This is a genomic window from Pseudomonas sp. FP215 (assembly GCF_030687795.1).
In the GTDB taxonomy this organism is placed as follows: Bacteria; Pseudomonadota; Gammaproteobacteria; order Pseudomonadales; family Pseudomonadaceae; genus Aquipseudomonas; species Aquipseudomonas salmasensis.
In genome coordinates this window covers 1359054-1373498 of sequence record NZ_CP117447.1, presented here as the reverse complement: position 1 = coordinate 1373498, position 14445 = coordinate 1359054, and the positions used below count along the sequence as shown (strand labels likewise).

The following is a 14445-nucleotide window of genomic DNA, read 5'->3' as shown; positions in this document are numbered from 1 at the left end:
TCGCCTAGGCTCGGTGTGCCCGTAATCCGCCAGCGTGGTTTAACGGGGCGCCTAAGATCAAAAGCAGATCAAGAGCAAGATCAAGAGCGACTCGCTTCGCATCGTGGTTACCGTCTGCTGTTACAACCCACAAAGTTGTGTAGATACCTATGCTTATCGCGGCAACCACTCCTGAAACGTCTCCTGCAATTCAACCCCTAGCCGATCCTCCAACTGCACCAACTCTCCCACTGCCATCAGTTGTCCATTGACCCGCACCTCCACACAGCGGGTGACGCCTGGGTCCAAGGGCAGCACCTTCCCCGGTGCGAATGCGGCCAAACGCTTGCGGCTGATCAGTTGCTCCTGCAGCAATATTTCCAGGTGCATGGACAAACGCCTTTTTCAGGGGGAAAACTCAGGGTCCGCTCCCAGGAACGCACGTCGCACACGCTCGTGTTGCGCGGGGCTCAACTGAGGTGGGCCAATCCAGGGCAGTCCGTCGCCACCTACGCCAGCCTGCCCTGGCGAGGCGTCATCCAGCGGCTGGGCGACATCCAACTCGGCCACCAGTTTTTCGATAACCTTCACTTGGGCGGGAGGGCCCTTGATCAACAGACTGTTGGTATCCGGATAGGCCATCAACACAATGCGGCCATCGGCCAGTTGGTCCCTCTGCGCCGGGGATAGCCGAGCTTCGAGCATGGAGGCCATGCCCGGTACCTGGACCTTGTTGGCTCCCGCGCCCTGCAGGTGATCGTCCACGAGGACATTGATCACTTTCACCACGCCAAATACCGGGGCGCGCTCTGGCACCTTGCGAGGGGGTCGGTCCATCCGTTGGGCGAGACGCAACACCTGGTCGACATAGCTGGAAGGGCCGGTTACATAGAACGTACGCCCGCCGTGTTCACGCAGTGGGTAACGCGGCTCTTCCAGCCCCGCACGGCGCATGATGCCGCGCAGCTTACTGACGGAAATATGCCGCAGCACCACCGCCGAGCTTCTCGTGTCGTCGAAAGCGTAGAGCTGCAACACCTCGCCACAGGCCGTGCGACTGCCCAGCAACAGCGCGGCGCACAGCAGCGCGCTGAACAGCCAGCGACAATTGAGGGTTGCGAGGTAATCAGCGTGCACCGTGGGTATGCCTGGCGGTCTGGCCTGAAGAAGCGGCCATACTGCGAGGCGCACGAGGATCAATCATGATGGAAAGTTGACGGCCAACTGCGACCTCCTGCCCATGGCATGTGCCTTGCTTTGCACTCTGGATCAGGCTCGCACCAACGGCGGCACGGGCCTACAGACAAAGGCGTCGTTCCCCTGCAATGGCCTATACGCCAACCTGGGAAACGGCGCTTTTTTTTTCAGAAAAAGGCAGGTATTGATGAACGATCCGCTGGCTTGGGTAAACGGCAGCGATGCCCCGGAAAAGAGCAGCCTGGACCTGGGGTTCATGGCCCTGACCGATTGCGCCTCGCTGGTGGTCGCCGCCACCCAGGGCTTCGCCCAACCCTACGGCCTCACACTCAACCTCAAGCGCCAAGCGTCCTGGGCCAACCTGCGCGACAAGCTGGTCAGCGGTGAACTGGACGCTGCCCACAGTCTCTACGGGCTGATCTACGCCGTACACCTGGGCATCGGCGGCGTGGCCCCCAGCCCCATGGCGGTGCTGATGGGGCTGAACCAGAATGGCCAGGGCATCAACCTGTCCCATGGCCTGCAACAGCAAGGGGTGATCACTCCTGAAGCATTGAAACGCCACGTGCACCAAAGCCGGACAAAACTGACCTTCGCCCAGACGTTTCCCACCGGCACCCACGCCATGTGGTTGTATTACTGGCTGGCGAGCCAAGGCATTCATCCCTTGCAGGATGTGAACAGCGTAGTAGTGCCGCCGCCACAAATGGTCGCGCACCTGCAAGCCGGACGTATCGACGGCCTTTGCGTGGGCGAACCCTGGTGCGCCAGCGCAGTGCAACAGCACCAGGGCTTTACCCTGGCGACCAGCCAGGCGATCTGGCCGGACCACCCGGAAAAAGTCCTGGGCTGCACCCAAGCCTTCGTTGACGCCTACCCCAATACCGCACGCGTGCTGGTCATGGCGATCCTGGAGGCAAGCCGGTTTATCGAGCAGAGCCGTGAAAACCGCCGCTCTACCGCCCAGTTGCTCAGTGCCCCTGAATACCTCGATGCGCCTGTGGCCTGCATCGAACCGCGCTTGCTGGGCCACTATGAGGATGGCCTGGGCAACCAGTGGCAGGATCCCAACGCACTGCGCTTTTTCGCCAACGGCGAGGTGAACCTGCCTTACCTCAGCGATGGCATGTGGTTCATGACCCAGTTCCGGCGCTGGGGCTTGCTGCGTGAAGACCCGGACTACCTGGGCGTCGCCCGGCAGGTACAGCAACTGGCGCTGTACCGCCAGGCGGCCGAGACGCTGGGCATTCCCGCAGGCAACTCGGACATGCGCCGCTGCCAGTTGCTCGACGGCAAGACCTGGGACGGCAGCGACCCCGCTGGCTATGCGCGCAGCTTCCAGCTGCATGCCCTGGCCGATGACACTAACCGTCAAGCGCTGCGCTGACAGGAGCCCGAAGATGCTGCGAATCCTGTTGATCAACGACACCCCCCGTAAGGTCGGGCGCCTCAAGGCCGCATTGACCGAGGCCGGCTTTGAGGTGATCGATGAGTCCGGCTTGACTATCGACTTGCCCGCACGCGTCGAAACAGTGCGCCCGGATGTGATCCTGATCGATACCGAGTCACCCGGGCGCGATGTGATGGAGCAAGTGGTGCTGGTCAGCCGCGATCAGCCCCGGCCCATCGTGATGTTTACCGACGAGCACGACCCTAATGTGATGCGCCAGGCCATCAAGTCCGGCGTCAGTGCCTATATCGTCGAAGGCATCCAGGCCCAGCGCCTGCAACCGATCCTCGATGTGGCCATGGCGCGTTTCGAGAGTGACCAGGCCCTGCGCGCCCAGCTGCATGCCCGCGACCAGCAACTGGCCGAACGCAAGCGCATCGAATTGGCCAAGGGCCTGTTGATGAAGATGAAGAGCTGTAACGAAGAAGAGGCCTACACCCTGATGCGCCGCCAGGCCATGAGCCGTCAACAGAAACTGATCCAGGTGGCAGAGCAGATTATTGCCATGAGCGAGTTGCTCGGCTGATGTGGCTCAGCTCTTGCTAAAGAATTATCACAGGTAGCCAACGGCGGTTGCCCCCTCCACGACAAAGACGTCGCCCACCCGGTTTGCCCTCGCGAACCCGGTGGCGGCGTTTTTTCGTTTCTAGACCCCCAACCGTTGAGGTGCGTGATGAAATCAAGCTTCTGGAAATCCGGGCACACCCCGACCCTGTTTGCCGCGTTCCTGTATTTCGACCTGAGCTTCATGGTCTGGTACCTGTTGGGCCCCCTGGCGGTGCAGATTGCCGCTGACTTGCACCTGACCACCCAACAGCGTGGCCTGGTGGTGGCCACGCCGATCCTGGCGGGCGCGGTGCTGCGCTTCTTGATGGGGATGCTGGCCGACAAGCTGTCGCCCAAGACCGCCGGGCTGATTGGCCAGGTGATTGTGATCGTAGCGCTGTTCTGCGCCTGGAAACTGGGGATCCACAGTTACGAACAAGCGCTGCTGCTGGGCATGTTCCTGGGCATGGCCGGTGCGTCCTTCGCGGTCGCCCTGCCCTTGGCGTCCCAGTGGTACCCGGCGGAGCACCAAGGCAAGGCCATGGGCATCGCCGGCGCCGGTAATTCCGGCACCGTGTTTGCCGCGCTGCTGGCGCCCGTGCTGGCGGCCGCGTTTGGTTGGAGTAACGTGTTCGGCTTTGCGCTGATCCCACTGGTGCTGACCCTGATCGTGTTCGCCTGGCTGGCGCGCAATGCGCCTCAGCGGCCAAAAGCCAAAGCCATGGCCGACTACTTCAAGGCTTTGGGCGACCGTGACAGTTGGTGGTTCATGTTCTTCTACAGCGTGACCTTCGGCGGGTTTATCGGCCTGGCCAGCGCCTTGCCCGGCTACTTCAACGACCAGTACGGCCTGAGCCCGGTGACCGCCGGCTACTACACCGCCGCCTGTGTGTTCGGCGGCAGCCTGATGCGCCCATTGGGCGGCGCCCTGGCAGACCGGTTCGGCGGGATCAAGACCCTGCTCGGCATGTACAGCGTGGCGGTGATCTGCATTGCGGCAGTGGGGTTCAACCTGCCAAGTTCCTACGCGGCGCTGGCGCTTTTCGTCTGCACCATGCTCGGCCTGGGCGCCGGCAATGGCGCGGTATTCCAACTGGTGCCGCAGCGTTTTCGCAGTGAGATCGGCGTCATGACCGGCCTGATCGGCATGGCCGGTGGCATCGGCGGCTTCGCCCTAGCAGCGGGCATGGGCGCCATCAAGCAGAGCACCGGCAGCTATCAACTGGCCCTGTGGTTGTTCGCCAGCCTCGGTGTGCTGGCCTGGTTCGGCCTGCATGGGGTGAAACGGCGCTGGAGAACCACCTGGGGTTCGGCCGCCGTGACCGCCGCCCGCGTCTGATGAGCTTACAACTGAGCGTCGCCCAGGCCAGTGCCATCGGCCCGCGCAGCGAGAACCAGGATGCGCTGCGGGTGGTCACGCCCATGGAGGAACTGGCCGCGAGCAAAGGCTACCTGTGCGCACTGGCCGATGGTGTGAGCCAATGCGCCGACGGTGGCCTGGCCGCACGCTCGACCTTGCAGGCCCTGGCCCTGGACTACTACGCCACGCCACAGACCTGGAGCGTGGCCCAGGCGCTGGAGCGTCTGTTACTGGCGCAGAATCGCTGGTTGCAAGCCAACGGCGGCGGGCAGCCGTTGCTCACCACCCTCAGTGCCCTGGTGTTTCGCGGCCAACGTTTCACCCTGGCCCATGTCGGTGATTGCCGGGCGTATCGTTGGCTTGACGGCGAGTTGCAACGCATCAGCGAAGACCATGTGTGGGAACAGCCGGGCATGCAACATGTGCTCAAGCGCGCCCTCGGCCTGGATCAGCACTTGGTGCTGGACTTCCTCGATGGCCAACTGCGCGAGGGCGAAAGTTTCCTGCTGCTCAGCGACGGGGTATGGGCCACGCTGGGCGATCACAACATCGGCGCGATCCTGCGCGAGCAAAGCGACCTCGACCTGGCCGTCAACACCCTGGTCAACGCCGCCCACCTGGCAGGTAGCCAAGACAACGCCAGCGCCTTGCTGGTGCGCATCGATCAACTCGGCGCCGCCACCCTCGGCGACGCCCTGGTGCAGTTGCAGCAATGGCCGCTGCCGCCACCGCTGAAAGTCGGGCAAACCTTTGAAGGCTGGGAGGTGCAAAGCGTGCTGGCGCAGAGTCGCCAGTCGTTGCTGTACCGCGTGCACGACGCCCAGGGGCAACCCTGGCTGCTCAAGACCTTGCCGTTGCGTTGCGAGGATACCGATGCGGCCCAGGCCTTGTTATCGGAGGAATGGTTTCTGCGCCGGGTCGCCGGCCGCGCCTTTCCCGAAGTGCATGCCGCCAGCGGTCGTCAGCATTTGTACTACGTGATGCGCGAATATGCCGGACAAACCCTGGCCCAACTGTTCCAACAACAGGGCCCGCTGCCGTTGGCGCAGTGGCAGTCCATTGCCGAACGCTTGCTGCGTGCCGTGGGCCTGTTGCATCGCCGGCAGATCCTGCACCGCGACATCAAGCCGGAAAACCTGCTGCTGGGAGACGATGGCGAACTGCGGGTGCTGGACTTCGGCCTGGCCTATTGCCCCGGGCTCTCCGAGGACCGTGCCCATCTGCTGCCCGGCACCCCAAGTTTTATCGCACCCGAGGCGTTCGCTGGCGAGCAGCCTACGGCGCAACAGGATTTGTATAGCGTCGGCGTGACCTTGTATTACCTGCTGACCGGGCATTATCCCTACGGTGAAATCGAGGCCTTCCAACGGCCCAGGTTTTCCCAGCCCGTCAGCGCCAGCCGTTATCGCCCCGACTTGCCGGAGTGGTTGCCACACAGCCTGGAACGGGCGGTGACCGCTGCCCCGGCCCAACGTTATGAAACCGCCGAAGAATGGCTGTTGGTGCTGGAGCAGGCCGACCGCCGCGAATTGAGCCTACGCCCACGGCCCTTGCTCGAACGCGAACCCTTGAAGGTCTGGCAAACCCTGGCGGTGGCTTCAATGCTGCTCAATCTGGTGCTGCTGTACTGGCTGCTGCACCACTAACGGGCAGAATCCGCCGGTTCTGCGTGTAAACGCTCAGTAAAACTGGGGCTATAGGGACTTGGCACAGCTGCTGCATTAGCTTTCCCAACACCCCACATATAGCCGCTCCTTCAACGACGAAGGGCCGAGCTTCCCGAGAGAACGGGACCAGGACAAAGGCGTCCTCGCTAGCTGACTAGCGGGGACGCCTTTTTTGTTTGCGCACGATTTGTCGAGCCATTGCGGAGAACGACATGAAAAAACTCAAACTGGTGATGATCGGCAACGGCATGGCCGGGGTTCGCACCCTGGAAGAACTGCTCAAGCTGAGCAACGAGCTGTACGACATCACCGTGTTCGGCGCCGAGCCTCACACCAACTACAACCGCATCCTGCTGTCGCCGGTACTGGCCGGTGAGCAAACCTTCGAAGAGATCGTGCTCAACGATCTGGATTGGTACCTGAACAACAACGTCAAGTTGCTGCTCAACCGCAAGGTGGTGCAGATCGATCGGGTCAAGCGCAAAGTCATCGCCGAAGACGGCACCGAGGCCGAGTATGACCGCCTGCTGATCGCCACCGGTTCCACGCCGTTTATCCTGCCGATTCCCGGCAATACCCTGCAGGGCGTGATTGGCTACCGCGACATCGCCGACACCCAGGCGATGATCGACACCGCCAAGACCCACAAGCATGCAGTGGTGATCGGCGGCGGCCTGCTCGGCCTGGAAGCGGCCAACGGCCTGATGCTGCGCGGCATGCACGTGACGGTGGTGCACATCGGTGAATGGCTGCTGGAGCGGCAACTGGACAAGACCAGCGGCCAGCTACTGCAAACCGAACTGGAAAGCCGCGGCCTGGTGTTCCGCCTGTGCGAGCAAACCCAGGCCCTGCACGATGCCGGCAACGGCCGCGTCGGCTCGGTGCAGTTCAAAAATGGCGACATCATCCCCGCCGACCTGGTGGTGATGGCTGCCGGCATCCGCCCCAACACCGAACTGGCGGAAAAGTCCGGCATCCCCTGCAACCGTGGGATTCTGGTCAATGACACGATGCAAACCTACGACCCGCGCATCTACGCGATCGGCGAATGCGCCAGCCATCGCGGGATCGCCTACGGCCTGGTGGCGCCGTTGTTCGAACAGGCCAAGGTCTGCGCCAACCACCTGGCCCAACTGGGGTTTGCCACTTACAAGGGCTCGGTGACCTCGACAAAACTGAAAGTCACCGGCATCGACCTGTTCTCCGCCGGCGACTTCATGGGCGGCGAAGGCACCGAGACCATCACCCTCTCCGACCCGATTGGCGGCGTGTACAAGAAGCTGGTGATCAAGGACGACATCCTGGTCGGCGCCTGCCTGTACGGCGATACCGCCGATGGCGGCTGGTATTTCCGCCAGATCCGTGAGAACCACGCCATCGGTGAAATCCGCGATCACCTGATGTTCGGTGAAAATGCACTCGGCGATGTCGGCCACCAAGGCCAGGACAAAGCCATGAGCATGGCCGACAGCGCCGAAGTCTGCGGCTGCAATGGCGTGTGCAAGAGCACCATCGTCAAGGCGATCCAGGAACAAGGGCTGTTCAGTGTCGATGAGGTGAAAAAACACACCAAGGCCGCCAGTTCCTGCGGTTCCTGTGCCGGGTTGGTCGAGCAGATCCTGATCAACACCGTGGGCGGCGCCGCCGACGTCAAACCCAAAAGTGAAAAAGCCATCTGCGGCTGCAGCGACCTCAACCACGGGCAGATCCGCCAGGCCATTCGCGAGCAGCACCTGCTGACCATCGACAGCACCCTGCGCTACTTGAACTGGCGCACCCCCAATGGCTGCGCCACCTGCCGCCCGGCGCTCAACTATTACCTGATCTCCACCTGGCCCGGCGAAGCCAAGGACGACCCGCAATCGCGGCTGATCAACGAACGGGCCCACGCCAATATTCAAAAAGACGGCACCTATTCTGTGGTGCCACGGATGTGGGGCGGCGTGACCAATCCTTCGGAGCTGCGCCGCATCGCCGATGTGGCCGACAAGTACAACGTGCCGATGGTCAAGGTCACCGGCGGCCAGCGCATTGACTTGCTCGGTATCAAGAAGCAGGACTTGCCAGGGGTGTGGAAGGACCTGGATATGCCGTCTGGGCACGCCTATGGCAAATCCATCCGCACCGTCAAAACCTGTGTGGGCAGCGAGTTCTGCCGGTTTGGTACGCAGAACTCGACGCAACTGGGCATTGAGCTGGAGCATGACTTGTTCAATATGTGGTCGCCCCACAAGGTCAAGTTGGCGGTCTCCGGTTGCCCACGCAACTGCTCGGAAGCGGGCATCAAGGACGTAGGCATTATCGGTGTCGACTCGGGCTGGGAGATGTACATCGGCGGCAACGGCGGGATCAAGACAGAAGTTGCGGAGTTCTTCGTCAAGGTGAAAACCGCCGAGGAAGTACGTGAATACAACGGCGCGTTCCTGCAGTTGTACCGCGAAGAAGCCTTCTACCTGGAACGCACCGTGCACTACCTGCAGCGAGTGGGCATGGAACATATCAAAAAGGCCGTGCTGGAAGACCCGGCGCGCCGCCAGGCCCTCAATGAGCGTTTGCAGTTCTCGTTGTCATTCGAGCAGGACCCGTGGAAGGAACGCCTGGAACAGCCGCTGCTGAAAAAGGAATTCGACGTGATCCCTGTCAAACACCTGGAGGTCTCGCTATGAACTGGCTGGATATCTGCGCCCTCGACGAAATCAACGCCCTGGGCTCGCGCATCATCAGCGGGCCCAAAGGTGACATCGCGATTTTTCGCACCAGTGACGACGAAGTCTTTGCCCTCGACGACCGCTGCCCGCACAAGGGCGGGCCGCTGTCCCAAGGCTTGATCTATGGCAAGCGTGTGGCCTGCCCATTGCACAATTGGCAGATCGACCTTGAATCCGGCCAAGCCCAGGCCCCGGATATCGGCTGTGCCCACCATCACCAGGCACGGGTCGAAAACGGCCGGGTGATGCTGGCCCTGCGGGACGCGGGTTGATGAACCGCCAGACCACCGCGTCCACCTGCTGTTATTGCGGAGTGGGCTGCGGCGTGCTGATCGAGCATGACGGCGAACAGATCCTGGGGGTGCAAGGCGACCCCAGCCATCCGGCCAACTTCGGCAAGTTGTGCAGCAAAGGTGCCAGCCTGCACTTGACCGGCGACGTGAGCGCCCGCGCCCTGTACCCGCAATTACGCTTGGGCAAAGCACTGGCACGCACTCGCACCGACTGGGACACCGCCCTGGAGCATGCGGCCAACGTGTTCGCCGATACGATTGCCGAGCACGGGCCCGACAGTGTGGCGTTCTATATCTCCGGGCAACTGCTGACCGAGGACTACTACAGCTTCAACAAGTTGGCGCGGGCGTTGGTGGGCACTAACAATATCGACAGCAATTCTAGGCTATGCATGTCTTCGGCGGTGGTCGGCTACAAGCGCAGCCTGGGCGCCGATGCGCCGCCGTGCAGCTATGAAGACCTGGAAAACAGCGACTGCGTGATGATCGTCGGCAGCAATATGGCCTACGCCCACCCGGTATTGTTCCGACGCCTGGAGCAAGCCAAGGCGCAACGCCCGCAGATGAAAGTGCTGGTGATTGACCCTCGGCGTACCGACACCTGCGACTTGGCCGACCTGCACTTAGCCATCTTGCCGGGCACGGATGTGGCGTTGTTCCACGGGATTTTGCATCTGTTGCTGTGGGAAGACTGGGTCGACCGCGCGTTTATCCAGGCTCACACCGATGGCTTGGCCGAACTCAAGCGCCTGGTGCATGACTACACGCCGCAGATGGTCACGCAGCTGTGCGGTATCAGCGTCGAACAGTTGCGCCTGTGCGCGCAGTGGGTCGGCACCTCCAGCAGCTTTTTGTCGCTGTGGTGCATGGGGCTTAACCAGTCCACAGCTGGCAGCGCCAAAAACAGTGCACTGATCAACCTGCATTTAGCCACGGGGACCATTGGCCGCCCGGGCTGCGGGCCGTTTTCCCTCACCGGCCAACCGAACGCCATGGGTGGGCGCGAAACCGGCAGCCTGTCCAACTTGCTGCCGGGCCACCGCGACGCGGCCAACCCTGAACACCGCGCTGAAGTGGCGGCCTATTGGGGCGTGGAACAACTGCCCGCGACCACCGGCCTTACCGCCATCGAACTGTTTGAACAGGTGCAGGCTGGCAAGATCAAGGCGCTGTGGATCGCCTGTACCAACCCTGCCCAATCCCTGCCCGACCAGAACGCGGTGCGCGCAGCCTTGGCCGCGTGTCCGTTCGTGGTGTTGCAGGAAGCATTTCATACCACCGAAACCGCCGCCTATGCCGACCTGCTACTGCCCGCCGCCAGTTGGGGTGAAAAAGACGGCACGGTGACCAACTCCGAGCGGCGCATTTCCCACGTGCGCCGCGCCATCAACCCACCGGGTGAAGCACGCGCGGATTGGGCGATCACGGTGGATTTCGCCCAGCGCCTGGAGCGCCGTCTGCGTCCAGGGTTGCCGAGCCTGTTCGCCTTTGAACAAGCGGCCCAGCTGTTTGATGAATTCAAGCCACTGACTCAAGGCCGTGACCTGGATATGTCCGGCATCAGCCATGCCCTGCTCGACCGGCTCGGCCCGCAGCAGTGGCCGTTTCCCGAGGGTGCGCAGGCGGGTACGTCGCGCTTGTACACCGACGGTATTTTCCCCACTGACAGTGGGCGGGCGCGGTTTGTCGCCGAGCCTTATCGCGCCGCCAAGGAACAGCGCGATGCGCGATTCCCGTTGACCCTGATCACTGGTCGCCTGCGTGATCAATGGCACGGCATGAGCCGCACCGGCACCGCCGCCCAGCTGTTCGGGCACGTCAGTGAGGCGCTGCTGAGCCTGCACCCGGACGAGCTGCGCCGTCACCGTTTCAAAGAGGGTGACCTGGTCAGCCTGAAAAGCCGTCGCGGCAGCGTGATCGTCGCCGTCGGCAGCGATGACAGTGTGCGCCCCGGCCAAGCGTTCCTGCCCATGCACTGGGGTGACCGTTTTCTCAAGGGCGGCGTTAATACCCTCACGCAACCGGCGTTCGACCCTTTGTCCAAGCAGCCGGAGCTCAAGCACAGCGGCGTGCGCCTGGAAGCAGTGCAACTGCCATGGCAGCTGTTTGCGCTGATCGAAGGCGATGTGCAGCAGCACTTCGAAGCCTTGCGCCCACTGTGTGAAACCTTTGCCTACGTCAGCCTGAGCCTGGCTGGCCGTGAACGCCCCGCGTTGCTGGTGCGCGCCGCGCATACCGAGGCGCCCGACCTGCAACTGTTGACCCGTATCGACCACCTGCTGGGCCTCAACGACGGCCCGGTAATGGCCTATGACGACCCCCGCCGCTCAATCGGCAAGCGCGTAAAAATCGAGAAAGGCCGCATCACCGCCCTGCGCCTGGCCGGCGAAACCCTGGCCCGTCACTGGCTGCAAAGCCTGTGGCTGGAAGGCCGCGCCGACGAGCAACTGCGGCGCTGGTTGCTGGCGCCCTTGAGCGCGCCACCGGGCGGTACCACGGCCAGCAACAAGATTGTGTGCAACTGCAAGAACGTCAGCGAAAACGCCGTGTGTGCCGGTATCGGCAGCGGCCTGGACCTGGATGGCCTCAAACAGGCACTGGGCTGCGGCACCCAATGCGGCTCCTGCGTGCCGGAAATCAAACGTCTTTTGGCCAGCAACCCGCAGCCAATCGCCATCAGTGTGTAAGGGGAACAACATGAGCGCAAAAGTATGGCTGGTAGGCGCAGGGCCGGGTGATCCGGAGTTGCTGACCCTCAAGGCGGTCCGGGCTCTGCATGCAGCGGATATTGTGCTGATTGATGACTTGGTCAACCCGGCAGTACTGGAACACTGCGCCAGCGCCCGGGTGATTACCGTTGGCAAGCGTGGGGGCTGTCGCTCCACCCCGCAGGAGTTTATTCACCGCCTGATGCTGCGTTATGCGCGCCAGGGCAAGTGCGTGGTACGCCTCAAAGGTGGCGACCCGTGTATTTTTGGCCGCGGTGGCGAAGAGGCAACCTGGCTGCGCGAGCGTGGCGTCGAGGTGGAATTGGTCAATGGCATCACCTCGGGGCTGGCGGGAGCGACCCAGTGCGATATCCCGTTGACCTTGCGTGGCGTGAGCCGTGGAGTGACCTTGGTCACCGCGCATACCCAGGATGACAGCAGCCTGAACTGGCGTGCGCTGGCGGAGGGAGGCACCACGCTGGTGGTGTATATGGGCGTGGCCAAGCTAGAAGAAATCCGCGAGCAGTTACTCAACGGTGGCATGGCTGCGGATATGCCGGTGGCAATGATCGAAAACGCTTCGTTGCCCCAGCAACGCGAATGCCGCAGCTCGCTTGCGGCCATGCATGAAGCTGCAAAAGCCTTTGCGCTCAAGAGCCCGGCCATCCTGGTGATTGGCCAGGTTGCCGGCGCCGCACAGATGGATGGCATCGCCGCTGCGGCAAGCGCCTGAGGCAAATCGCAGGCGAAAAAAAGCCCGGCCTGAGCCGGGCTTTTCTTTACTCAGTAATTACTGAGCTTGAGCTTCAACCGACGCTTCTACGCGACGGTTAACAGCGCGACCAGCTTCAGTTGCGTTGTCAGCAACTGGGCGGGATTCGCCGTAACCAACAGCAGTTACACGGTTAGGAGCAACGCCGTCTTTAACCAGGACTTGCTTAACAGCGTCAGCACGACGCTGGGACAGCTTCTGGTTGTAAGCGTCTGGACCTACGGAGTCAGTGTGACCAGCAACTTCTACGTTGGTAGCTGGGTACTGAGCCATGAAGTCGGCCAGGTTTTTAACGTCGCCGTAGCTGTTAGGCTTAACAACGGCCTTGTCGAAGTCGAACTTAACGTCCAGCTCAACACGAACAACCTGAGCAACCGGAGCTTCTGGCTCTGGAACTGGCTCTGGAGCTGGTGCTGGGGTAGGAGCTGGAGCAGCTGCGCCAGCGTTACCGCCGAAGTTCACGCCCAGGCCAACCAGTGCGGAGTAGTCCCACTTGCCGTTGTCCAGACCGTAGTCAGCTTCAACACCAGCACGAGCGTACAGGTTGTTGGTGAAGTAGTACTTCACGCCGGTACCGATGGTAGCGAAAGTGGTCTGGTCGCGACCGCTGTGGCCGTCAACCTTAACGTTGGTACGGCTCTGGTGGCCGAAACCGCCTTCAACGTATGGACGCAGGCTATCAACGCCAGCCTGACCGAAGTGGTACTGAGCAACGAGGCTGCCAGTGTCACCTTTGATCTTCTGGTTGCCAGTGCCGTCGTTCGAACGGGTGTGGTTGGTCTTGTCGTACGACAGATTCAACGACAGATCGTCGGTCAGGAAGTAACCAATGCGAGCGCCTGGGTTGAAGCCGTCTTCGATGTGCTTAACGCTATCGTTGTACTGCTTCTTGTAGAACAGCTCGCCTTCAACTGCGCCTTGGCCTTGTGCCAGAACGCCGAAAGAAGTAGCGGCAATAAGAGAACCAATGGCCAAGCCCAAGGTGTTTTTCAGTTTCATCCGTTAAATCCCCATCTGGTGATTGTAAAGCAGTCCCACAAACCGGGGGACAACTCGGCGACAAGTCTAACAGAACTTGCCTACACGTAAGAGATATTTGCTACGCACTAAGTTTCAGTCTCGCCCGCAAATTTCTCACGTAATTTATCAAGAGCACGTTTGTACCGCATTTTTGTAGCACTCAAGCCCATATGCATGATGTCAGCGATTTCCTGAAATTCCAGCTCTGCGACAAATCGAAGCACCAGAATTTCCCGGTCAATCGGGTTCACATGCACCAACCAGCGATCAAGTCCGCCCTTCTCCTCGGGTGCCGGCGCCTTCTCTTCAGACGCCTCCTCAAGGGGGTCCAGACTCAAAGCGTCCATCAAGCGACGCTTTCGCCGTTCCTTACGATACTGCGTGATGCACTCGTTGTACGTGATGCTGTACAGCCAGGTCTTGAACTTCGATTTGCCCTCGAAGTTCTTCAGGCCGTATAGCACCTTGAGCATCACTTCCTGACAGACATCATCCGCGTCTCTATCGTTCCCCAAATACCTTGAACAAACGTTGAACAGAGTGCGTTGATACCTGCGCATCAATTCTTCGTACGCGCGTGTTACGTGAAACAGCTCCGTGTGCGAGCGCGCGACCAACTCCTCATCAGAGAGCTCACGGGGGTCATAGCGCGTGGACAGCGTTTGGGCTTTATTCAAAACAAGTCGTGCCGACAGTCAGGTCAATGTCCGCTGCAACCCGGTCACCCGGGTTTGCGGCGGCGTAC

12 protein-coding genes are annotated in these 14445 nt (G+C 61.5%); 8 read left to right on the top strand and 4 right to left on the bottom strand.

Translation table 11 applies throughout. The features are described 5' to 3' along the window. Positions 1–153: 153 nt before the first annotated feature. Both PSH76_RS06215 and PSH76_RS06210 read right to left on the bottom strand, forming a co-directional pair. Positions 154–369 (bottom strand): FliM/FliN family flagellar motor switch protein, encoded by a 216-nt coding sequence (locus PSH76_RS06215; RefSeq protein ID WP_003193267.1) that lies wholly within the window; start codon positions 367–369, stop codon positions 154–156. A gap of 15 nt (positions 370–384) precedes the next feature. Next, positions 385–1116 (bottom strand): secretin N-terminal domain-containing protein, encoded by a 732-nt coding sequence (locus PSH76_RS06210; RefSeq protein WP_305493750.1) that lies wholly within the window; start codon positions 1114–1116, stop codon positions 385–387. Between the two features lie 247 nt (positions 1117–1363). Here PSH76_RS06210 and PSH76_RS06205 point away from each other — a divergent pair, with 247 nt between their 5' ends. The 8 genes from PSH76_RS06205 (at position 1364) to cobA (ending at position 12641) form a co-directional block, all read left to right on the top strand. Next, on the top strand, positions 1364–2563 hold the full coding sequence (locus tag PSH76_RS06205) for a CmpA/NrtA family ABC transporter substrate-binding protein (protein ID WP_305493749.1): 1200 nt from the start codon (positions 1364–1366) through the stop codon (positions 2561–2563). Positions 2564–2576: 13 nt separating this feature from the next. Continuing rightward, positions 2577–3152, top strand: coding sequence for an ANTAR domain-containing response regulator (locus tag PSH76_RS06200; RefSeq protein WP_003193274.1), 576 nt, complete (start codon positions 2577–2579; stop codon positions 3150–3152). 147 nt (positions 3153–3299) lie between these two features. After that, positions 3300–4511 carry a NarK/NasA family nitrate transporter gene (locus tag PSH76_RS06195; protein WP_003193275.1) on the top strand — a complete coding sequence of 404 codons (1212 nt, stop codon included), beginning with the start codon at positions 3300–3302 and terminating at the stop codon, positions 4509–4511. Further along, positions 4511–6178 carry a bifunctional protein-serine/threonine kinase/phosphatase gene (locus PSH76_RS06190; RefSeq protein WP_305493748.1) on the top strand — a complete coding sequence of 556 codons (1668 nt, stop codon included), beginning with the start codon at positions 4511–4513 and terminating at the stop codon, positions 6176–6178. The genes PSH76_RS06195 and PSH76_RS06190 overlap by 1 nt, the downstream gene beginning before the upstream one ends. A 233-nt stretch (positions 6179–6411) precedes the next feature. Next, positions 6412–8865 (top strand): nitrite reductase large subunit NirB, encoded by a 2454-nt coding sequence (gene nirB, locus PSH76_RS06185; RefSeq protein WP_305493747.1) that lies wholly within the window; start codon positions 6412–6414, stop codon positions 8863–8865. Further along, complete coding sequence (gene nirD, locus PSH76_RS06180) at positions 8862–9179, top strand: nitrite reductase small subunit NirD (RefSeq protein WP_003193279.1); 318 nt, start codon at positions 8862–8864, stop codon at positions 9177–9179. Before nirB ends, nirD begins: the two co-directional genes overlap by 4 nt. Continuing rightward, positions 9179–11887, top strand: a complete 2709-nt coding sequence (locus PSH76_RS06175; RefSeq protein ID WP_305493746.1) for a nitrate reductase — start codon at positions 9179–9181, stop codon at positions 11885–11887. Before nirD ends, PSH76_RS06175 begins: the two co-directional genes overlap by 1 nt. Before the next feature lie 10 nt (positions 11888–11897). After that, positions 11898–12641, top strand: a complete 744-nt coding sequence (gene cobA / locus PSH76_RS06170) for a uroporphyrinogen-III C-methyltransferase (RefSeq protein WP_032895801.1) — start codon at positions 11898–11900, stop codon at positions 12639–12641. A 57-nt stretch (positions 12642–12698) separates the two neighbouring features. Here cobA and PSH76_RS06165 read toward each other — a convergent pair whose 3' ends face one another. Both PSH76_RS06165 and sigX read right to left on the bottom strand, forming a co-directional pair. Next, a complete protein-coding gene (locus PSH76_RS06165; RefSeq protein ID WP_032895800.1) occupies positions 12699–13679 on the bottom strand; it encodes an OmpA family protein in 981 nt (326 codons plus the stop codon). Between the two features lie 107 nt (positions 13680–13786). Further along, a complete protein-coding gene (gene sigX, locus PSH76_RS06160) occupies positions 13787–14377 on the bottom strand; it encodes an RNA polymerase sigma factor SigX (RefSeq protein ID WP_003193286.1) in 591 nt (196 codons plus the stop codon). Between the last annotated feature and the right edge of the window lie 68 nt (positions 14378–14445).

Bases quoted from the DNA above. Each gene is read 5' to 3' on its own strand.
- PSH76_RS06190 (WP_305493748.1), top strand. From the start codon at position 4,511: ATGAGCTTACAACTGAGCGTCGCCCAGGCCAGTGCCATCGGCCCGCGC.
- PSH76_RS06215 (WP_003193267.1), bottom strand. From the start codon at position 369: ATGCACCTGGAAATATTGCTGCAGGAGCAACTGATCAGCCGCAAGCGT.
- PSH76_RS06175 (WP_305493746.1), top strand. From the start codon at position 9,179: ATGAACCGCCAGACCACCGCGTCCACCTGCTGTTATTGCGGAGTGGGC.
- cobA (WP_032895801.1), top strand. From the start codon at position 11,898: ATGAGCGCAAAAGTATGGCTGGTAGGCGCAGGGCCGGGTGATCCGGAG.
- PSH76_RS06200 (WP_003193274.1), top strand. From the start codon at position 2,577: ATGCTGCGAATCCTGTTGATCAACGACACCCCCCGTAAGGTCGGGCGC.
- PSH76_RS06195 (WP_003193275.1), top strand. From the start codon at position 3,300: ATGAAATCAAGCTTCTGGAAATCCGGGCACACCCCGACCCTGTTTGCC.
- nirB (WP_305493747.1), top strand. From the start codon at position 6,412: ATGAAAAAACTCAAACTGGTGATGATCGGCAACGGCATGGCCGGGGTT.
- PSH76_RS06205 (WP_305493749.1), top strand. From the start codon at position 1,364: ATGAACGATCCGCTGGCTTGGGTAAACGGCAGCGATGCCCCGGAAAAG.
- PSH76_RS06165 (WP_032895800.1), bottom strand. From the start codon at position 13,679: ATGAAACTGAAAAACACCTTGGGCTTGGCCATTGGTTCTCTTATTGCC.
- nirD (WP_003193279.1), top strand. From the start codon at position 8,862: ATGAACTGGCTGGATATCTGCGCCCTCGACGAAATCAACGCCCTGGGC.